Source organism: Streptomyces sp. NPDC002513, from assembly GCF_053595355.1.
This window is the reverse complement of sequence record NZ_JBSFXK010000035.1, coordinates 25,721-45,593: the sequence shown is the minus strand read 5'-3', so window position 1 is coordinate 45,593 and position 19,873 is coordinate 25,721. Positions and strand designations below refer to the sequence as shown.

Below are 19,873 nucleotides of genomic sequence, written 5' to 3'. Positions count from 1 at the left end.
TACTTGGAGACAAGGTGCCCTACGTTCCCGAGACCGCCCAGGACCATGCCTTCCTCACGCAGGCCATCAAACTGTCCCGGCACGCCCTCGAAGACGAGGGCAAGACCCCCTTCGGGGCGCTCGTCGTCATCGACGGGGAAGTCGTCGGGACTGGCACCAGCTCGGTGGTCGAACTTCACGATCCTACTGCTCATGCGGAAGTCATGGCCCTGCGTGCCGCCGGCGCCGAGCTCGGGCGCCACCTCATGGAAGACGCCGTCATGTACTGCAGCAGCGAACCGTGCCCCATGTGTCTGGTCGCCTGCTACTGGGCTCGGATTCCCCGTCTCGTGTACGCCGCCACCAGCCATGACGTGGCTGTTAACGGCTTCGAGGACCTCCAGTACTACAGGCAACTCGCCCTCCCGAACGCCGAACGCGCCCTCCTCGATGAGACCGCAGCGGGCAACGAGGCTCGCGATGTGGCGATCGCAGCCCTGTCTCACTGGGCAGACAAGCTGCCGTTTCCCGTGGAGCCCAAGCTCTGACCCACCCCGGTCGCGACGGCACCAGCAAGACGGCGGCCACCAGCAGACACAGCCCTGCAACCGGCCCCACAGGCCACCCATGCACCGGCCGCTGGCGACACCGACTCGGGGCGGGACTCGGAGGGCGGGTGCCGCCTGCGTGCGGCAGACTCCCGCCTCCGGGCCCGATGGCCGTCGTCAGCCGAACGCGATCAGCCGAACTGGCCCGGCTGGTAGTCGCCCGCCGGCTGCTGGACGATCACATTCATGCGGTTGTACGTGTTGATGAGGGCGATGAGGGAGACCAGTGCGGCGAGCTGGTCCTCGTCGTAGTGCTTGGCGGCGTTCGCCCAGACCTCGTCGGGGACGCCGCCTGCCGCGTCGGCGATGCGGGTGCCCTGTTCGGTCAGGTCCAGGGCGGCGCGCTCGGCGTCCGTGAAGACCTTGGCCTCCCGCCAGGCCGCGACCAGGTGGAGGCGCTGCTGGGTTTCCCCGGCGGCCGTGGCGTCCTTGGTGTGCATGTCGGTGCAGAAGCCGCAGCCGTTGATCTGGCTGGCGCGGATCTTCACCAGCTCCTGGGTCGCCGCCGGCAGGGTGGAGTCGGAGACGACCTTCCCCGCCGAGTTGATGTACCGGGCGAACTTGGCCGCGACGTTGTTGCTGAAGAAGTTGAGGCGGGCTTCCATGGTGATCTCCTTGATCCTGGCCGTAGTGACCGTTCCACAGCACTGACGGAGCGGAACGGCGGGATGTGACGGCCAGGGCGGGGAGATGCGTGTGACGTGGGTCACGCTTCGTGCGTGCGTGTCCTGACAGGTGGGCGATGCCGGTGACCTGTGGCCGACGCTGTCGCAGGTCGTCACCATGGTTTCTTCACGACACCTCACGAGAGGGTGTGAACCGGCAGGTCAAAAGAGCTCGAGCTCGGCGGACTCGACGGCTCCCAGCATGCGGCACTTCCCGGTCTCTCCGTCCACGCAGACGTAGCCCGTGCCGATGGCCATGTCCCGGAGGTCACCGCTGCGGAGATAGGCGACCGACTGACAATCGAAGTAGAACCTGCTGTCGACGAGGGTGCGCTCACCGTCTACGAGTGCGAAGGCCGTTCCCTCATGGCTCACTTCCTCGTCCAGGAACCTCTGGGCCAGCTTGGCCGCCTCTTCGATGCTCAGCATCAGCCTGTCCTCAGAGTTGGTCGTCGACTTCCGGTCGGGGCTGCCCTTCCTGCGCGCCGTGGCCCACGCCCGCTCTGCCATTGCTGACCCCCTCCACCCGTTTAGACGGCGCATCATGATCCGGACCCTCGCCCTGCCCGCCGATGGTGCCGGTGATCAAGGCGCCTGCGGTGAGCGTGATGGACAGGGTGTGGCCTCCCGGAGCGCCGGCCGACGGAAGCAAGTCCTTATGGCTGGACTTGACGCTGGAGTAGGAATACCCCGGGTCGGGCGGCGAGATTCACACAGCCCCCCGAAGCGGAATTTAATGCTCAGCCCATACGGCGATTTGCCATTTTGCGGTCGGCTCAATTCGAAGCTTGACCAGACGGTCGGCTGGCGTGCTCTCAAAATCGGTTGTATACACAGCCCGACCATCGCAAGCAGCGACGTTCATGACCAGACCACCGGATCCATCAGACAGGTTCAATTTGCCATTACCGATGCAGGCAACCTTGATGGTGAGGTGCGAACATCCCTTTTTGAGAGTTGGCAGCGACAGTGAATGAATTCCTTGTCCTTCGGTTGCCAGCAAAAGGGCGCCGGTAGAAGGTCCAGACAGCCTGAGGGCGTCCAGTCCTGGGAGCCTGGCACTTGTGGACGGGCCGGGTGACGGCATCGCCGTATTTGAGGAGGCGGGTGCGCTGGCCTCCGTCGACCCTGGGTGAGATGGAGAGTTGCTTGAGCATCCCGCCAAGAACCCCATAAATGCGGCCAGAGCCGTGAATGACGCCAAAAAGCGGCACGAATGCACCCGAATCCCCGTTTCCCCCGTCAGCCAGCCGGTCCCGCTGACCATAGGGAATTTATATGACCAACGGGCCAACAGGGAAGAGCGATTAGCAAAGAAAAGGTAGATACCGAAAGGGGCATTCCGGTTGATCGTTGCGGAATGACTGGAAAACAACACTTGTGATCAATACAGCTAGTACTCCAGCCGTAGATCGTGATCTTCATGGTCGAGCTGTCCTGCCTCACTGAGCCTTGACCGGTCTCAGCGAACTCTGATCACGCCGTCTTCCGACACGTGAAGTGCGTCATCATGGTGCGCATGGGGGAGTTCAACGGTTCGTACGTGGTTCGGTATGGCTGGACTCGTACTGGCGTCTTGGGCGTCATGGTCATGGTCCTGCTCATAGGGGTGGAGGGCTTCCTTCCGCACGTGGAGCCGCCGGAGATGGACCACGTCGATCTAGTGTTCAGCCCCTTGGCTGTGTGGATCGCGGCGGTCTGCTCCAGTCACCGCAAGAGTGTGCAGGTGGACAAGCAGGGAATCACGCTTTACCGCCTCCTTCCTTTCCGCAGGCCTGAGTTCGTGGCCTGGCCCGAGGTCGTGGCGGTGGACTGGTCGGCCACAGGCCCCCCGTGGTGGCGCGGCAGCGACCTGGAGGTCTACTGCCGCACTCCCCGGCAGACCGCCGCGTGCCTCTCGACCAGCCGCCGGCGGGAAGCGCTTGATACCTACCTGGCCACGCACGTTGACCCGGACTTCGTCGCGGTGTTCGGGAACGCCACCCGGATCAGACGCTCCACGACTTTGAGCCGTATCGACCCCGTCCGCCTGGCCACGGCTATCGCATGTCTCGCTCCTGACGTCCGGTACTTCGGCGATCTCGGCGACGTTGCGCTCGGCGGCCAAACCGGAGGCCGCCAGTCCGACGCGACGTCGTGAAAGAGCGGACACGTCGATGAGACGAAACGGCCGGTGGTCAAGGTTCGATGAGACCGGTCGAACGTCACTGAGACAGGGCATGGGCGACAAGGACGGCCCTGCCGACCTGGCACCGCTCAGCCTTCGGTAGAACGCTCAGCCTTCGCTGCAGCAGGACACGAGCGGCTACTTGGCGCCGGTAATGGGAGTTACGAGCTCGGGCCTGGTGTCGTCGTCGCCACTGTGACCAGCGAAGCCGGTGCGTGAGATCGTGGAACGGGCTGATCAGCGCCGCGAACAGATGCTGGATCTCGTTGCCGGTCAGGGGGATCAGGTCGTCGGGCGGGGGATTTTCCCGGCATTCGACGGCTGCGGTGACGGCCAGAAAGGCGTGGGCGAGCATGGCGAGGGTGACCCACCTGTGCCAGGAGGTCCAGCGGCGGACCTGGTGCTCGTCCAGGCCGGCCAAGCCCTTGCTGGCCTGGAACGTCTCCTCCACAGTCCAGCGCCGCCCAGCCACCCGCACCAGGTCGGACAACGGCACCTGCCGAGGCGAGAAGCAGCGGTAGAAGGCGAGTTCACCGGTTCGTCGGTTGCGGCGGACCAGCAGCCACCAGTGGCCGGGGCATCCAGCCGATCCTTGGATGTCGACCTGGGCCCAGTCGTAGTACCGCTCGCCTTTGGCACCCGCTCCTGCCGAGCGCCGCTGCCATGCCCGCCTGGGTATCCGCGCCGCCAGTGCCTTCGCCTGGAGCTTTCCCCCGGGGATGGTGACGGGGTGGGTGCTGGAGACGGCCAGCACGTAGCCGAACCGACGGTTTTCGAGGGCGACCCGCAGGTGTGGGTTGTCGCCGTAGACCTCGTCTCCGGCGACCCAGCGGGCGGGCGTCCCCGCGTCAAGCGCCCGGGCGATCATCCGCGCGGCAAGCTGGGGCTTGGTCGCGAAGGAGAGACCATCAGGCATACCGGCAGCTCGGCAGCGATCGGCGTCGTCGGTCCACGAGCGCGGAACGTAAAGGGCCCGGTCGATCGCGGCGTGCCCACGGTCCGCGGAGTAGACCAGGTAGACGGCAACCTGCGCGTTCTCGATGCGGCCCGCCGTACCGGTGTACTGGCGCTGCACCCCGACGGTTGTGGTGCCCTTCTTGAGATCTCCAGTCTCGTCGACTACGAGCACCGCCTCGTCGTCGTGCAGGTGCTCCACCACGTAGGCCCGCACGTCGTCGCGGACCTGGTCGGCGTCCCACTTGGCCCGCCCGAGCAGGTGCTGCATGCCGTCCGGGGTGCTCTCTCCGGCCCACTCTGCGATGGTCCAGCAGTTTTTGCGCGGCAGGTCGGACAGCAGCCCGAGCACCAACCGCCCGACCCGACGTCGGGGTTCGACCCGTGCGAACCGGCCCGCGATCTGGGCCATCAGGCCCTCGAACGCCTCCTGCCAGCGGGCAGGGTCTACGCTGTGACCTGCGGCCACCGCATGATCTTCAGTCTTCACACACCGATGATCAACGGTGGCCGCACCCGTCTCCACAGCGCGTCAGGGTCGCGCAGCGCCTGTCTGCCGTCATGTGTCTGGAGGACTTGTGCAACGTGGCGAAGTCTGGTGGGTCCAGTTCGACGAGCGGAGGTTGGTCGTACTGCTGTCGGGAGACGACACGTCCGGGATCCGGGTGATGCAGGTCGTCGCTCCGGCGGGCGTCGACATCAGCGGTCTGGGCATCGAAGTGACGGTCGGCGCCGGTGAAGGACTGCCGTTCGAAGGCGTGCTGCGGCTCGCGTTCCCGCGTCCAGGCTTCACCCCGTGCACGTGGCTGACCACTGTGTCCCGGGACGACCTGATAGAGCGGGCGGCCGTCCTGTCCTCCGTGAAGCTCAGCGAGATTGACGACGCCCTCCGACTCGCTGAACAAGCGCAGGAGCGGACCCCGGCCACGACCGCGAAGCTCAGCGAGATAAGGGATGCCCTCCGTCTCGGTGAACTCGGGTAGACGGAGAAGGAGCCGACGCCCGCGACGGCGTGGGCGATCTCGGGCGAGATGATCGACGCTGGCCACCTGCTGCCTCGGCGCCCCTCACCACCGAGATCACGATCTACGGCTGGAGTACTAGCGGTCAATCGGGATCTCATAGACGGTCTTGCAGTGAGCGGCGGGAACCACTCTGTCCGCCGTCTCCACGGGCCGCCCCTGGTCGCTGTAGTACGTCCGCCATGTACGTGGCGAGCGCGGCCTTCTGGATGCCGAGTGTCGACGCCTCCTCGGTAGTCGCCTGCCTCGGCTCGGGCTGCTCCACAGCATGGCTGACGGTGACGCCGATCGCGGCCATGCGGTTCACGACGCCCGCCCGGCGTGTGGTCCTCCCTCAGGGAGAACGACGAGAGTGCCGGTGGCTCCTGTGGCCGGGCCGCCCGGCTCCGACCCGGCGTCGGACCGGGTCGGTGTGCGGAGTTAGCCTCGTTGCGCCGGGGCGTGCGGCCGGGATGTGGCCGCCGGGCCGGCTCGGAGTCGTGTCAGAGGAAGGCGGCAGCAACGATGGTGAAGGTTCCTACGGCCCTGGTGGCCGCGAGTGGTCTTGTCGGCGGGTACGGAGTCGCCCGCTGGAGCAAGAAGCGGCAGCTCGGCGGGGCCGTGCTGGCGGTCGCGGGGGCGACGGCCGCGCAGCGGTGGCGGCGGCAGGCCGGGGGTCCGGCGGCCGGGGCGCTGACCGCCGCGTATGTCGCCGCGTTCGCCGGGTCGCATCCGCTGGCCAAGAAGGTGGGCGCCTGGCCGGCCGTGTTCGGGGTGGCGGGTGCCGTCGCCCTGGCGTCGTGGGCCGTGGCGGACCGGCGCGGCTGACCTCCGGGTTCCTCGGGGCACCGGCGGGCGCTCGCCTTCGGGTTCCTCGGGGCACCGGCGGGCGGTCACGCCACCTCGCCCCGGAGCCCCCGGGGCGCCTACGGTGTCGCCCTGGCGCTCGCCGCTCCCTCCGGCACCGCCGTCAGCGGCACGGCGATGTCCTCCAGCGAGCGGCGTTCCGCGCGTACCGCGAGCAGGGCCGCGACCAGGCCCGCCGCGCACATCAGGGCCGCGCCGATCTGGAAGGCGAGGACCGTGTCGCCGACCTTGCCGGTGTTGGTGAGGTCCGCGAACAGCAGGGGGCCGCTGATGCCGCCGGCCGCGGTGCCGAGGGCGTAGAAGAAGGCGATGGACATGGCCCGGGTCTCCATCGGGAACACCTCGGAGACCGTCAGATAGGCGCTGGAGGCGCCCGCCGAGGCGAAGAAGAGCACCACGCACCAGCAGGCCGTCAGGGTGACCGCGCTCAGCGCACCCCGGCCGAAGAGCCAGGCCGTACCGAACAGGAGCAGCCCCGACAGCAGATAGGTCGAGGAGATCATCACCCGGCGGCCGACGGTGTCGAAGAGCTTGCCGAGCAGCAGCGGGCCGGAGAAGTTGCCGACCGCGATGACGGCGAAGTAGTAGCCGGTGTGATCGGCCGGGACGTCGAAGAACCTGGTGAGGATCGCGCCGAAGCCGAAGGTGATGGCGTTGTAGAGGAACGCCTGGCCGATGAAGAGGGAGAAGCCCAGGGTCGCGCGCTTGCGGTACTGGGAGAAGACCGTGCGGGCGATGTCGAGGAAGCCGATGCTCCTGCGCTGGTGGATGGTGATCTCGGTCTCGGGGCGGGGCAGCCGCTCGCCCTTCTCCGCCTTGATCTGCCGTTCGATGGCGGACACCACCGCTTCCGCCTCCCGCTCCCTGCCGTGGATCAGCAGCCAGCGCGGACTCTCGGGCACGTGCCGCCGCACCAGGAGGATGACCAGGCCGAGGACGACGCCCAGCGCGAACGTCAGCCGCCAGCCCACGTCCTTCGCCAGGATGCCGGTGTTCAGCGCGAGGATCGACAGCAGGGAGCCGCCGACCGCGCCCACCCAGAAGCTGCCGTTGATGATCAGGTCGACGCGGCCGCGGTAGTACGCGGGGATCAGCTCGTCGATCGCGGAGTTGATGGCCGCGTACTCACCGCCGATGCCGAAACCGGTGAGGAAGCGGAAGAGGAAGAACCACCAGGGCTGGAAGGAGACCGCCGTCAGGGCGGTGGCCGCGAGGTAGACCCCGAGGGTGATCATGAACAGCCTCTTGCGGCCGTAGCGGTCGGTGAGGCGGCCCCAGAAGAGGGCGCCGGAACAGGCGCCCGCCACATACAGCGCCGCCGCCATGCCGGTGACCTGGCCGGAGCTGATCGCAAGACCGCTGCCGGGCTCCGACAGCCGGCTGGCGATGTTGCCGACGACCGTGACCTCCAGGCCGTCGAGGATCCACACCGTGCCGAGCCCGATCACGATCCTCCAGTGCCAACGCGACCAGGGCAGGCGATCGAGGCGAGCGGGTATCGCGGTGGTGACCGTGCCGGGCGGGGGCGCGGTGGGGGACATGGCTGCCTCCTTGTGACGCCGGGCGACGCCGCACGGGGCCCGAGTGCCCGCTCACCAGCGCCCTACGCCCGGCGCACCCCCGGCGCCGGCCGCCGGCTCTCATCCGATCGCCCCGGCACCGGCCGCCGGCTCACCCCCCGAGCACCCGCGACACCGTGTAGATCAGCAGTCCCGCGAGTGAGCCCACCACCGTGCCGTTGATCCGGATGAACTGCAGGTCCCGGCCGATGTGCGCCTCTATCTTCCGCGTGGTGTGCCCGGCGTCCCAGCTCGCGACCGTGTCCGTGATGAGGGAGGTGATCTCCTTGCGGTACGTCGTCACGACGTGCACCGCCGCGCCCTCCACCCACCGGTCCACCTTGGCCTGGGTGCCCGGCTCGTGCGCCATACGGCCGCCCAGCGACAGCAGCGACGCCCGCACCCGCACCCGCAGCTCGCTCCGCTCGTCCTGCGCGGCGGAGAGGATCATGGAGCGGACGGCGGTCCAGGCGGAGGCGATCAGGTCCTGGACCTCGCCGCGGCCCAGCACCTCGCCCTTGAGCCGCTCCACGCGCGCCCGGGTGTCGGTGTCGGACTGCAGGTCGGAGGCGAAGTCGGCGAGGAACCGGTCGAGGGCGGCGCGCGCGGGGTGCGAGGGCGAGTCGCGCATCTCGGTGACGAACCGCAGCAGTTCCTTGTAGATGCGCTCGCCGACCTTCTTGTCGACGAACCGGGGGGTCCATCCGGGGGCGCCGCCCTGGACGGCGGTCATGACCTGGTCGTCGTGCAGCACGAGCCAGTCGTGGGCGCGGACGCATATCAGGTCGACGACCCGTCTGTGGCCGCCGTCCGCGACGACCCGCTCCAGCATCTTGCCGAGGCCGGGCGCGATCTCCTGGGCGCCGGCGCGGCGGGTGATGGCCTCGCCGACCACCGCCTGGACATCGGAGTCGCGCAGCACGGTCAGGGCCCCGCGCAGAGCCGTCGCCAGCTCGGCCGTCACCCGGTCGGCGTTCTCCGGGCGGGCGAGCCAGGCGCCCAGGCGGCTGCTGATGCCGACGGCGCGCAGCCGCTGCCGTACGACCTCCTGGGAGAGGAAGTTCTCGCCGACGAACTCGCCCAGCGAGACACCGAGCTGGTCCTTCTTGTTCGGGATGATGGCCGTGTGCGGGATGGGCAGGCCGAGCGGGTGCCGGAAGAGCGCGGTGACCGCGAACCAGTCGGCGAGCGCGCCGACCATGCCGGCCTCGGCGGCCGCCGCCACATATCCGGCCCAGGGGCCCGCGCCGGAGTGCCGCGCCCAGGTGGCGAGGGTGTACACGAGCGCCACGAGCAGCAGCAGTCCGGTCGCCGTGCTCTTCATCCGGCGCACGCCCCGGCGCTTCTCCTCGTCGGCGGCACTGAAGGCGGTCATCGCCCGGCTCGGGACGGCGGCAGCCCGGCCCACGGCGGCAGCAGCGCCCGTCACGGCGTCCGGCGCCGCGCCAGCGGACGGTCCGGCACCGGCAGACCGTCCGGCGACCGCAGGCCGCCCGCCGCGCGCCGCTTCATCCGGTTGTGTGCGTTCCATCCGCTCCACCCGATCGTGTCCTCCACAACACATTGTCCCTTCCTGACCGACTCCTGGAACGGAACAGGAGTTCCCGGCGTCTGTCCGCTCGGAGAAGTCTCGGGGGCTTTTCAGGGTCTCGTCGGGGTTCCTCTCGGGGATCGGGTAAGGGCTCCTGCGCTCCCTCCCGCCTCATGACCCCTCATGAGGATGCTCAACACCGGAGCCTCGTCGCTCCCGTCGCCCGAGGAGACCCGCGCCGCATGACCAGGCGACACGGTTATGCCCTGCTGTCCGCGATCGTCGCGGTGATCGTGGCCCTGTCCGCCGCCCTGTACGTCGGCGCCGCAGCCGATGACGGCGGTGGCCGCGGCGCCCCCGCCGCCGGCCGGCAGGCCCCGCCGGGCTCCGCCGCCCCCGCCTCCGCCGGCACCTGGGTGAGCACCTGGTCGGCCTCGCCCTCCGGCGCCGAACCGGGCACCGGGACCGACGGGATGGCGGGACGGTCCGTGCGCAACGTCGTGCACACCGACGTCGGCGGTACGAGTGCCCGTATCACGCTGTCCAACCTCTACGGGCGGCAGCCGCTGACCGTCACGCACGCCTCGATCGCCCTCGCCGCGGCGGGCGGCCCCGCCGCGGCTCCCGGCACCATGCGCCGCCTGACCTTCGGCGGCGCCGTCCCGGTCGTCGTGCCCGCCGGAGCGCAGGTGGTCAGCGACGCCGTACGCATCGCCGTCCCGCACGACTCGGACGTGCTCGTGACCACGTACTCCCCCACCCCGGCGGGCCCGGTCACCTACCACCGGCACGCCCGCCAGATCTCCTACGTCGCACAGGGCGACCGCACGGAGGACGCGAGCGGCGCCGGGTACACCGGACGGAGCCCGTCCTGGCGCTGGCTGACCGCGCTCGACGTGCTCAGCGACGAGGCTGTCGGGACCGTGGTCGCCCTCGGCGACTCGATCACCGACGGCGTCACCTCCACCACGGGCGCCGACCGCCGCTGGACGGACGTCCTCGCCGAACGGCTGCGCCAGTCGGCCGGAACCGGTGACGTGCCCCGCTACAGCGTGGTCAACCAGGGAATCAGCGGCAACCGGGTCCTGGCCGACGGCGGCCCCGGCCGGCCCGCCGGCAACCCGAGTGCCCTCAGCCGCTTCGACCGCGACGTACTGGGCCGTACGAACGTCAAGGCCGTCGTCGTCGACCTCGGCGTCAACGACATCCTGCGCGATCCCGGCCGGGCCGACCCCGACCGGATCACGGAGGGCCTGCGCACCCTGGTCCGCCGGGCGCACGCACACGGGCTGAAGGTCGTCGGGGCGACACTGATGCCGTTCGAGGGCCACCGCGGCTACCGGCCCGACCGCGAGCGGGTGCGGCAGGCCGTCAACGCGCGGATCCGGTCGGGCACGGTGTACGACGCGGTCGTCGACTTCGACGCGGCACTGCGCGACCCGTACGATCCGCGCCGGCTGCGCCCCGACTACGACTCGGGCGACCACCTCCACCCCGGCGACCGGGGCTTCGCCAGGATGGCGGAGGTCTTCGACCTGACCTCGCTGAAGGGCGCGGCACCGGCGCGGCTGTGACGGCGACCGGCCCGGCCGGCCCGGCCGGGACCGCCAAGCCGCGGGTTCGTTCAGTAGTCCCCGTGACGGCGGCGGTCGCGTTCCTCGCGGCGAGCCTCTCGGCGGGCCTCCCGGCGTTCCTCCCGGCGCTCCTCGTGCCGCTCGCGGCGTTCCTCGAGGTGTTCGCGGAGCAGTTCGAGGTGATCCTCCAGGGCCTCACGGGCGTCGGACAGGCCCTCCGGGCCCTCCGGGCCCCCGCGACGGGATGCGTTCAGCTCCTGGCGTGCGGCCTTGCGGTCCAGCTTCTCCCGGCGCCGCTCCTCCTTCAGCCGCTGCCGCTCGGCCCGGGTCAGCTTGCGCTCGACGCCGACCCCGCCCCAGAACGCGAACCCGGTGACGATCACGCGCGGCGCGCCGGGTTCGCCGGGCGTGCCCTCCTCGCGTTGGTCGAAGCCGCCCATGATCCCGATGCCGCGCACGACCACCTCGACGCCCGGCGGCACGATCACATTCATCCCGCCCATGATCGCCACGCAGTTGATCTCGACCTCGTGGTCCGCGAAGTTCGCCTCCCGCAGATCGATCTCGCCGCCGCCCCAGAAGGCGAAGGAGGTGAACCGCCGGGGCACCGTCCAGCGCCCCTTGCGCTGGAACCCGGACAGGATGGCCACCGCCCACGAGGACGACCCCTCGCCGCCGACGATCCGCTCCCGCCAACTCCCGCTCACCACAGGCTCCTTGACCAGGGACACCGGCGGGGCCCCGGCGCCCGCGGCCGGCAGGTCCCGGGTGATCGGCGCCAGTTCGCGGTACGTCCGCGCCCGGTAGGTCGCCTCCAGCCGCTCCTCGAACTCCTCCATGTCGAGACGGCCCTCCGCGAGGGCGTCCCGCAAGACCTCGGCGACCCGTTCACGGTCGGCGTCGGAAGCACGGAGATCCGGTGCGGAAGACCCGGAATCCCGCGGCGTCAGCCGCTGATCGTCACGTCCCCCGGAAGACACAGCGTCGGTCATGGGCCTCAGCCTACGAGTTCGACGGGCGCCGGACTACGCCGAAGTCCACTCGGTGTCCTACGCCGAAGCCCTCTCGGCGTACATCCGCGCGATCACCTCCTCGATGTCCGGCTCCCGCACCGACAGGTCCACCAGCGGATACTCCGCCGCGATCCGCGCCACCAGCGGGGCCGCCGACCCGGACGCGGGGAAGGCGAGCCACTGCCGCGGCCCCTCGATGCGCACCACGCGCGCGGGCGGCGCCTCGATCGGCGGCAGCTCCCGCTCCAGGTCGACCACGAGGACGCGCTCGCTGTCGCCCACCTCGTGCAGCCCGGCCGGCGTACCGTCGTACACCAGGCGCCCGTGGTCGATGACCATCACCCGCGAGCACAGTTGCTCGATGTCCTGGAGATCGTGCGTGGTGAGCAGCACCGTCGTGCCGCGCTCGGCGTTCAACTCCCGCAGGAACGCGCGGACCTTGGCCTTGGAGACGACGTCGAGGCCGATGGTCGGCTCGTCCAGGTAGAGCACCTCCGGGTCGTGCAGCAGGGCCGCCGCGATGTCGCCGCGCATTCGCTGCCCCAGCGACAGTTGCCGCACCGGCACATCCAACAGGCTGCCCAGCTCCAGGAGTTCGACGAGGTGGTCCAGCCGCTCGCGGTACCGCCCGTCCGGGATGCGGTACATCCGGTGCATCAGGCGGTAGGAGTCGATCAGCGGCAGGTCCCACCACAGGGTCGTCCGCTGCCCGAACACCACCCCGATGCGCTGGGCGAGCCGCAGCCGTTCGCGGGCGGGGTCGATCCCGGCGACCCGCAGCCGGCCGCCGCTCGGGGTGAGGATCCCGGTCAGCATCTTGATGGTGGTGGACTTCCCGGCGCCGTTCGGCCCGATGTAGCCGACCATCTCGCCGCGCGCCACGGTGAAGGAGAGCCCGTCGACGGCCCGCACCTGCCGCCGCTCACTGCGGAGGAAACCGGTCCGCTTGCGCACCTGGAAGACCTTCTCCACACCGTCCAGCTCGATGAAGCGAGCGTCCCGTGCCACGCCGCCGTCCCGTGCCACGCCACCGTCCCGCGTCATGCCACCGTCCCGCGTCAAGCCGTCGCCCCGCATCAGGTCACCCTCCCGCATCAGGCCACCGTCCATGAATCTCTCAGCTCCCCGTACTCCGGTACGAACGCAGTCCCGCGCGCCAGGCCAGCCCCGCCGCCGCGCAGCAGCCCGCCGCCACCAGCGGCGGGGCGAAGGCGACCCAGGCCGGCAGGTCGAGCGGATAGGGCCGCCCCAGTACGTACAGCGCGGGCAGCCAGTTGACGAAGGCGAGCGGCAGCACGAAGGTCACCCCGCGCACCAGTTCCTTCGCGAAGACGGTGGGCGGGTACTGCAGCAGCGTCTGACCGCCGTAGGTGAAGGAGTTCTGCACCTCGGAGGCGTCCTGCGCGACGAACTGGAAGGCCGCGCCCGCCACGAACAGCGCGCTGAAGATCAGGCCGCCGCTGAGCAGCGTCAGCGGGATCACCGCCACCTTGAGCGGGGTCCAGGCGACATCGAGCGCGGCGAGCGCGTACCCGAGGACGCACGCCCCCTGGGTGATCCGGCCGAGCCGGCGCGGCGCGAAGCGGTCCGCGGCGACCTGCGCCAGCACGGGCGCGGGGCGCACCAGCAGGGTGTCCAGCGTGCCGTCGCGCACCCGTCGCCCCAGCCGGTCCATGGAGCCGAGCGCGAGGTCCGCGAGCCCGAACGCGGTCGCCGACAGGCCGTACAGAAAGGCGACCTCGGGCAGCCGGTACCCGCCGATGACGTCGACCCGCGAGAACATCAGCAGGATCGCGACGAAGTCCAGCGCGGTCGCCACGAGGTTGCCGAGCGCACTCATCACGAACGAGGCGCGGTAGGCCATCGTGGAGCGGATCCACATCGCGGTGATCAGCCGGTAGGCGCGCAGACCCTCCCGCACCCGGCCGTACGTCTGCCCGTCCCGCCCGGACCGCCGCCGGCCTCCGCCCCAGCGGGCCACGTCCGCGTACGCGCCCACGTCCGCGCCGTCGTCCACGCCCGCGCCGTCGTCCACGCCCGCTTCCACGCCGGCGCCCGCGGCCTCGTGCATCCGCCCGCGCGTCTCCCCGTACGTCTCCTCAGCCACCCTGCACCACCACCCGGCGCGTCGCCGCGGACTGGAGCATCCGCCCGGCCGCCAGCAGCACCACGGCCCAGGCGAACTGGCGGGCGTAGACGGCCGCCGGGTCCGCCGTGCCCAGCAGGATGTCCGTGGGCGCCTGGATCAGCGACGCCCAGGGCAGGGCGCGCACGATCTCGCCGAGCACGTCCGGGAAGACGTTCAGCGGCAGCAGCATCCCCGAGCAGAAGATGGCCGTGATCCAGGAGATCTGCGCCACACCCGCCCCGTCCATCAGCCAGAACGCGCTGAGCGCGACCAGGAAGCGGATCGCGAAACTGACCACCGCGCCCAGCGTGACGGCGGCCAGGAAGGCCACCCAGACCAGCGGGCTGGTGGGCAGGGCGAGCGGGAAGACGAGCGCGCCGACCACCATCGGGAGCACGCCCCGCGCCAGCAGGTGGAACAGGGCCCGCCCCAGATCCCCGGCCAGCCACCACAGCTGGAGGTCGGCGGGCCGGTACAGGTCGATCGCGATGTCGCCGGTGCGGATGCGCTCGATCAGTTCGTCCTCGAAGCCGCCGCCCATCACCGAGACGGTCATCAGCAGCGCCTGCCCGATCCACACGTACGTCAACGCCTGAGCCTCGTCGTACCCCCCGAGATGAGGCCGTTCGTGCCACAGGGCGAGGTAGGTGTATGCCAAGATCAACCCGAAGACTGTGTTGGTGAACACCCCCGCCGCGGTCGCGGTCCGGTAGGTCGCGTACCGCCGGAAACCACCGGCGGCGACAGCGACGTACAACCGGCCTGTCCCCACGGGAGAACCTCCTTCGACGTGTGCCGGAGCGAAGCGCAGGAGCCTAGCGCGCGGACGAAGTGGGGTACCACACGTTTTCCCGCTACGACAGGTCCGCCGTACCGGGAACTGAACGGTGGGTGCGACAGTCTTCATCAGGGGGCACACATGGCGTATCAGGGCGTACGGGAACGTACGACGCGAAACGGGAGTCCGGCACCACGATGAGCGACGAGCCGCAGCCGCAGCAGAGCAGCAAGGGCGTGGCGTCCACAGAGCCGCCGGAGCCCGCGGCCGAGGACCCGCGACCGGCGGCCGAGGACCCGCGATCCGCGGCCTCGGACCCACCTGCGGCCAAGGTCCCGCAGCCCGCGGCCAAGAGCCCGGAGCCCGCGGCCAAGAACCCGCAATCCGTGGCCTCGGACCCACCCGCGGCCAAGAACCCGCAATCCGCGGCCTCTGACCCACCCGCGGCCAAGGTCCCACAGCCCTCGGACCCGCAGCCCACGACCAAGAGCTCACCGCCCGCAGCAGCCAAGGTCCCGGTCCCGCGGCCCGCGGCCAGGAATCCGCAGCCCGCGGACCCGCCGCCCACGGCCATAGACCCGCAGCCCGCGGCCTTGGTCCAGCAGTCCGGGTCCGGGTCCGGGTCCGGGTCCGGGTCCGGCGGGAAGCCGAAGCGCCCCCGGCGCACGGGATGGCGCCGGCTGATCCCCACCTGGCGGCTGGTGCTCGGCACCTGCGTCGTCGGACTCCTGCTGCTCGTCGGCCTGTTCGCCCTGGGCTACTCCATGGTCAAGATCCCGCCCGCCAACGCGCTGGCGACCAAGCAGAGCAACGTCTACCTGTACGCGGACGGCACCGAGATCGCCCGCGACGGCCAGGTCAACCGCGAGAACGTCGGCCTCGCCCAGGTCTCCAAGGACGCCCAGCACGCCGTGCTCGCCGCCGAGGACCGCGACTTCTACAGCGAGTCCGCCGTCGACCCCAAGGCGATGATCCGCGCCGGCTGGAACACCGCCACCGGCAAGGGCAAGCAGTCCGGCTCCACGATCACCCAGCAGTACGTCAAGAACTACTACCTGGGCCAGGAACAGACCGTCACCCGCAAGGTGAAGGAGTTCTTCATCTCGATCAAGCTGGACCGAGAGAAGAGCAAGAACGCCATCCTCGAGGGCTACCTCAACACCAGCTTCTTCGGCCGCAACGCCTACGGCATCCAGGCCGCCGCCCGGGCCTACTACGGCGTCGACGCCGTGGGCCTCGACCCGGCCAGGGGCGCCTACCTCGCCGCGCTGCTCAACGCGCCCAGCGAGTACGACGTCGTCGCGCACCCGGAGAACAGGGGCGCGGCCGAGGCCCGTTGGAACTACGTCCTCGACGGCATGGTCACGAAGGGCTGGCTCAGCCGATCCGAGCGCGCCGGCATGAAGTTCCCCATGCCGAAGGAGGCCACCTCCTCCACCAGCCTGTCCGGCCAGCGCGGCTACCTCGTCAACGCGATCAAGGACTCTCTGCTCGAGAACAAGATCGTCGACTCGGACCAGCTCGCCGCCGGCGGTTACCGCATCACCACCACCCTGGAGAAGAGCAAGCAGGACGCCTTCGTCAAAGCGGTGAACGACCAGCTGATGTCCAAGCTGGACAAGAACCGCAAGGTCGACACCTACGTCCGCGCGGGCGGCGCCGCCGTCGACCCGCGCACCGGCAAGGTCCTCGCCATGTACGGCGGCATCGACTACGTGAAGCAGTACACGAACAACGCCACGCGCGGCGACTTCCAGGTGGGCTCCACCTTCAAGCCGTTCGTGCTCACCTCCGCCGTGGAGAACGGTTCCCGGACCCAGGACGGCCGGCCCATCACGCCCAACACGATCTACGACGGCACCAACAAGCGCCCCGTCCAGGGCTGGTCCGGCGGTGTCTATGCCCCCGAGAACGAGGACAGCCACTCCTACGGCGACATCACCGTGCGCAGCGCCACCGACAAGTCGGTCAACGCGGTGTACGCGCAGATGGCCGTGGACGTCGGCCCGGCGAAGATCAAGCAGACCGCGATCGACCTCGGCATCCCGGCCGGCACCAAGGACCTGAACCCCTACCCGTCCATCGCCCTCGGCACGGCCACCGCCAGTGTCCTGGACATGGCGGAGGCGTACGCGACGCTCGCCAACCACGGCCAGCACGGCACGTACACCCTGATCGACAAGATCACCAAGAACGGCCAGGACGTGGTCCAGCTTCCCGAGCGGAAGACCAGCCAGGCCGTCAGCCGCGAGGCCGCCGACACCACGACCTCGGTCCTGCAGAGCGTCGTCCAGAACGGCACGGCCACCAGCGCCCAGGCCGCGGGCCGCCCCGCCGCCGGCAAGACCGGCACCGCGGAGGAGGACACGGCGGCCTGGTTCGCGGGCTACACCCCCGACCTCGCCACGGTGGTCTCGGTGATGGGCCAGGACCCGGTCACGGCCGCCCACAAGCCGCTGTACGGCGCGATGGGCCTGCCCCGCATCAACGGCGGCGGCGCGCCCGCGCAGATCTGGGCGCAGTTCACGAAGGACGCGCTCCAGGGCAAGCCGGTCCAGGACTTCGACCTCAAGCTCCAGGACGGCGCCGACCAGACCCTGGAGCCCTCCACGGGCCCCACGGACCAGCAGCCCGGCACCACCGGCGCCCAGGACAACGGCGGCACCACCGGCGACCAGAGCACCCAGGGGCAGGACCAGGGCCAGACCCAGGGCCAGACGAACGGCGGCACCATCGGCGGCCCGACCGGTCCCGGCGGCCCCGGCGGCCCCACCGGGACCGGCGGCACCACGGGCGCCGGCGGCCCCACCGGCACGGACGGCACCACCGGGACGGGCGGCACCACGGACACCGGCGGCACCACCGGGACCGGCGGGGCGACGGGCGGCACAGGCGGCACCACGGGCGCCGGCGGCACCACCGGCAACGGGGGCACGACCGGGACCGGCGGCACGACCGGCGACGGCGGAACGACCGGGCCGGGCGGCGCGACGGGAGGAGCGGGGGTCTGAGCGGGGCGGCCGGGCGGCCGGGCGGTCACCGCCGCGACCCGGCCGCGCGGGGTCAGTGACCCGAGGTCGCCTTCAGCCCCACCACGGCCACCAGCAGCAGCGCCACGAAGAAGATCCGCGCGGCGGTCGCGGGCTCGCCGAGCACCGTCATGCCCAGGACCGCCGCGCCGGCCGCGCCGATGCCCACCCAGACGCCGTACGCCGTACCGATGGGCAGGGATTTCGCGGCGTACGACAGCAGGAGCATGCTGACGACGATGCCCGCGCCGGTGGCCAGACTCGGCCAGAGGCGGGTGAATCCGTCGGTGTACTTCATGCCGACCGACCAGCCGACCTCCAGCAGGCCGGCGAGGACGAGCAGGACCCACGCCATGGGGGCACCTCCGTGTTCCGGTGATCAACAGGGGGGTGCGTCGTCTTTGCGGTCCCGGTACGGCGCGTCTCGTCGGGTCCCTCGCGGGTCCGTCCAACGTAGCAAAGAACAAGCAAAAGGGGCTGGTGACAAGGATCACCAGCCCCTTTCGCACACCGCTCGCGCGGGCCCGCGGGCCGTAACGGACCCCCGGCCCACGGGCATACGGGCCTACGGGCATACGGGCATACGGGCCTACGGGGCCTGCGCAGACCGTCCGGCCTACAGGTAGAGCCCCGTGGAGTCCTCCGACCCCTCGAAGCGGTCCGCGGCCACCGCGTGAAGGTCGCGTTCGCGCATCAGCACGTACGCGGTCCCGCGCACCTCGACCTCGGCCCGGTCCTCCGGGTCGTACAGGACCCGGTCGCCCGGCTCCACGGTCCGCACGTTCTGCCCGACCGCGACGACCTCGGCCCAGGCGAGGCGCCGGCCGACGGCCGCGGTCGCGGGGATCAGGATGCCGCCGCCGGAGCGGCGCTCGCCCTCGGCGGTGTCCTGCCGCACCAGCACGCGGTCGTGCAGCATCCGGATGGGCAGCTTGTCGTGGTGGGTCTTCTCGCTCACGCCCCGAACCTACCTGTCTCCGACGGCTTCGTGCGCGGCCGGGTCAGCGCTTGCGGCGCCGGGACCCGAGGGCCAGCAGGCCCACGACCCCGACCACGACCAGCGCCACGGGCACGATGCGCTCCAGGCGCGGCGTGCCGTCCTCCGTGACCAGTTGTCCCTTCACCTCGCCGACGACCCGGTTCGCGCCGACGTAGGCACGCCCGAGCGTGTTGTCGACATGGGAGACGACCCTGGCCTTGGCGTCCCCGACGATCGTCTTCGGGTGCACCCGGACGCCGATCTCGTCGAGCGTCTCGGCCAGCGTTTCGCGGCGGCGTTTGATGTCCGCCTCGATCTGCGCCGGAGTTCTGGTGTCCGGTGTGCCCGACGTGTCCGCCACCGCGCTTCCTCCGTGGTCGTTTGCGACGTGTTCCGTGCAATTCCGGTATCTGTGGTCGACAGTCTGTCAGTTCCTCGCCGAACGCACTCATCGGCACCCCTCGGAAGCGGCCGGAAGCGGATTAGGCTCGTCGGGGTAAAGCCCCCTGTCTGTGAGGTAACGACGATGAGTGAGCGACTCCAGCCCGGCGACACCGCCCCGGCCTTCACCCTGCCGGACGCCGACGGCAACGAGGTCTCCCTGGCCGACCACAAGGGCCGCAAGGTCATCGTGTACTTCTACCCCGCCGCGCTCACCCCCGGCTGCACCAAGCAGGCGTGCGACTTCACGGACAACCTGTCGCTGCTGGCGGGCGCCGGCTACGACGTCATCGGCATCTCCCCCGACAAGCCGGAGAAGCTCGCGAAGTTCCGCGAGAAGGAGGACCTGAAGGTCACCCTGCTCTCCGACCCGGACAAGAAGGTGCTGGAGGCGTACGGCGCGTTCGGCGAGAAGAAGCTGTACGGCAAGACGGTCGTCGGCGTCATCCGCTCCACGGTGATCGTGGACGAGGAGGGCAAGGTCGAGCGGGCCCTGTACAACGTGAAGGCGACAGGGCACGTGGCGAAGATCATCAAGGACCTGGGGATCTAGAAAGATCTAGAAACCCAGCAAACCCCACCCCCGAGCGGCTCGTACCG

The 19,873-nt window shown here is 70.3% G+C and carries 19 protein-coding genes, 2 pseudogenes and 1 riboswitch; of the genes and pseudogenes, 7 read left to right on the top strand and 14 right to left on the bottom strand.

Annotation, left to right across the window (positions count from 1 at the left end):
* Window positions 1-14 precede the first annotated feature (14 nt).
* Window positions 15-527 (top strand): nucleoside deaminase, encoded by a 513-nt coding sequence (locus tag ACWD5Q_RS22305; RefSeq protein WP_451428778.1) that lies wholly within the window; start codon window positions 15-17, stop codon window positions 525-527.
* Window positions 528-718: 191 nt separating this feature from the next.
* Here ACWD5Q_RS22305 and ACWD5Q_RS22300 read toward each other — a convergent pair whose 3' ends face one another.
* The 3 genes from ACWD5Q_RS22300 to ACWD5Q_RS22290 form a co-directional block, all read right to left on the bottom strand.
* Window positions 719-1,192, bottom strand: coding sequence for a carboxymuconolactone decarboxylase family protein (locus tag ACWD5Q_RS22300; protein WP_451428777.1), 474 nt, complete (start codon window positions 1,190-1,192; stop codon window positions 719-721).
* A 222-nt stretch (window positions 1,193-1,414) separates the two neighbouring features.
* Entirely contained in the window at window positions 1,415-1,681 is a 267-nt protein-coding gene (locus ACWD5Q_RS22295) for a hypothetical protein (protein WP_451428776.1), read from the bottom strand.
* A 304-nt stretch (window positions 1,682-1,985) separates the two neighbouring features.
* Window positions 1,986-2,255: a hypothetical protein gene (locus tag ACWD5Q_RS22290; protein WP_451428775.1), complete on the bottom strand. Its 270-nt coding sequence runs from the start codon at window positions 2,253-2,255 to the stop codon at window positions 1,986-1,988.
* A 516-nt stretch (window positions 2,256-2,771) separates the two neighbouring features.
* Between ACWD5Q_RS22290 and ACWD5Q_RS22285 the strand changes: the two genes are divergently transcribed.
* Window positions 2,772-3,392: a hypothetical protein gene (locus ACWD5Q_RS22285; RefSeq protein ID WP_451428774.1), complete on the top strand. Its 621-nt coding sequence runs from the start codon at window positions 2,772-2,774 to the stop codon at window positions 3,390-3,392.
* 352 nt (window positions 3,393-3,744) lie between these two features.
* Here ACWD5Q_RS22285 and ACWD5Q_RS22280 read toward each other — a convergent pair.
* A pseudogene (locus ACWD5Q_RS22280) lies at window positions 3,745-4,785 on the bottom strand (IS701 family transposase); the annotation flags it as partial.
* Window positions 4,786-4,951: 166 nt separating this feature from the next.
* Here ACWD5Q_RS22280 and ACWD5Q_RS22275 point away from each other — a divergent pair.
* Window positions 4,952-5,356, top strand: a complete 405-nt coding sequence (locus ACWD5Q_RS22275; RefSeq protein WP_023547126.1) for an mRNA interferase PemK — start codon at window positions 4,952-4,954, stop codon at window positions 5,354-5,356.
* 117 nt (window positions 5,357-5,473) lie between these two features.
* Here the strand turns inward: ACWD5Q_RS22275 and ACWD5Q_RS22270 are convergent.
* Window positions 5,474-5,752 (bottom strand): annotated as a pseudogene (locus tag ACWD5Q_RS22270) (UTRA domain-containing protein); the annotation flags it as partial.
* 147 nt (window positions 5,753-5,899) lie between these two features.
* Between ACWD5Q_RS22270 and ACWD5Q_RS22265 the strand changes: the two are divergent.
* Entirely contained in the window at window positions 5,900-6,202 is a 303-nt protein-coding gene (locus ACWD5Q_RS22265; RefSeq protein ID WP_451428773.1) for a hypothetical protein, read from the top strand.
* A gap of 98 nt (window positions 6,203-6,300) precedes the next feature.
* Here ACWD5Q_RS22265 and ACWD5Q_RS22260 read toward each other — a convergent pair whose 3' ends face one another.
* Both ACWD5Q_RS22260 and ACWD5Q_RS22255 read right to left on the bottom strand, forming a co-directional pair.
* Complete coding sequence (locus ACWD5Q_RS22260) at window positions 6,301-7,782, bottom strand: MFS transporter (RefSeq protein WP_451428772.1); 1,482 nt, start codon at window positions 7,780-7,782, stop codon at window positions 6,301-6,303.
* Between the two features lie 130 nt (window positions 7,783-7,912).
* Entirely contained in the window at window positions 7,913-9,364 is a 1,452-nt protein-coding gene (locus tag ACWD5Q_RS22255) for a DUF445 domain-containing protein (protein ID WP_451428771.1), read from the bottom strand.
* 209 nt (window positions 9,365-9,573) lie between these two features.
* Between ACWD5Q_RS22255 and ACWD5Q_RS22250 the strand changes: the two genes are divergently transcribed.
* Window positions 9,574-10,905, top strand: a complete 1,332-nt coding sequence (locus ACWD5Q_RS22250) for an SGNH/GDSL hydrolase family protein (RefSeq protein ID WP_451428770.1) — start codon at window positions 9,574-9,576, stop codon at window positions 10,903-10,905.
* A 50-nt stretch (window positions 10,906-10,955) separates the two neighbouring features.
* Here ACWD5Q_RS22250 and ACWD5Q_RS22245 read toward each other — a convergent pair whose 3' ends face one another.
* The 4 genes from ACWD5Q_RS22245 to ACWD5Q_RS22230 all read right to left on the bottom strand — a co-directional run bounded on the left by ACWD5Q_RS22245 (window position 10,956) and on the right by ACWD5Q_RS22230 (window position 14,818).
* Entirely contained in the window at window positions 10,956-11,897 is a 942-nt protein-coding gene (locus ACWD5Q_RS22245) for a DUF1707 SHOCT-like domain-containing protein (protein ID WP_451428769.1), read from the bottom strand.
* Window positions 11,898-11,954: 57 nt separating this feature from the next.
* Window positions 11,955-12,962: an ABC transporter ATP-binding protein gene (locus ACWD5Q_RS22240; protein WP_451428811.1), complete on the bottom strand. Its 1,008-nt coding sequence runs from the start codon at window positions 12,960-12,962 to the stop codon at window positions 11,955-11,957.
* A gap of 73 nt (window positions 12,963-13,035) precedes the next feature.
* The gene (locus ACWD5Q_RS22235) at window positions 13,036-13,989 is read right to left on the bottom strand and encodes an ABC transporter permease (RefSeq protein WP_451428810.1); all 954 of its coding nucleotides are present in this window, start codon (window positions 13,987-13,989) and stop codon (window positions 13,036-13,038) included.
* A gap of 28 nt (window positions 13,990-14,017) precedes the next feature.
* Complete coding sequence (locus ACWD5Q_RS22230; protein ID WP_451428768.1) at window positions 14,018-14,818, bottom strand: ABC transporter permease; 801 nt, start codon at window positions 14,816-14,818, stop codon at window positions 14,018-14,020.
* A 203-nt stretch (window positions 14,819-15,021) separates the two neighbouring features.
* On the opposite strand from ACWD5Q_RS22230, the gene ACWD5Q_RS22225 reads away from it, so the two are divergent.
* Window positions 15,022-17,835 carry a transglycosylase domain-containing protein gene (locus ACWD5Q_RS22225; protein WP_451428767.1) on the top strand — a complete coding sequence of 938 codons (2,814 nt, stop codon included), beginning with the start codon at window positions 15,022-15,024 and terminating at the stop codon, window positions 17,833-17,835.
* Between the two features lie 52 nt (window positions 17,836-17,887).
* Here ACWD5Q_RS22225 and ACWD5Q_RS22220 read toward each other — a convergent pair whose 3' ends face one another.
* From ACWD5Q_RS22220 to ACWD5Q_RS22210, 3 genes are all read right to left on the bottom strand, one after another.
* Complete coding sequence (locus ACWD5Q_RS22220) at window positions 17,888-18,208, bottom strand: DMT family transporter (protein WP_451428766.1); 321 nt, start codon at window positions 18,206-18,208, stop codon at window positions 17,888-17,890.
* A gap of 34 nt (window positions 18,209-18,242) precedes the next feature.
* Window positions 18,243-18,301: riboswitch (guanidine-III (ykkC-III) riboswitch) on the bottom strand.
* 168 nt (window positions 18,302-18,469) lie between these two features.
* A complete protein-coding gene (locus tag ACWD5Q_RS22215; RefSeq protein ID WP_322725960.1) occupies window positions 18,470-18,811 on the bottom strand; it encodes a GroES family chaperonin in 342 nt (113 codons plus the stop codon).
* 43 nt (window positions 18,812-18,854) lie between these two features.
* Complete coding sequence (locus ACWD5Q_RS22210) at window positions 18,855-19,193, bottom strand: DUF3618 domain-containing protein (RefSeq protein WP_451428765.1); 339 nt, start codon at window positions 19,191-19,193, stop codon at window positions 18,855-18,857.
* A gap of 165 nt (window positions 19,194-19,358) precedes the next feature.
* Between ACWD5Q_RS22210 and bcp the strand changes: the two genes are divergently transcribed.
* On the top strand, window positions 19,359-19,826 hold the full coding sequence (gene bcp / locus ACWD5Q_RS22205) for a thioredoxin-dependent thiol peroxidase (protein WP_451428764.1): 468 nt from the start codon (window positions 19,359-19,361) through the stop codon (window positions 19,824-19,826).
* Window positions 19,827-19,873 lie beyond the last annotated feature (47 nt).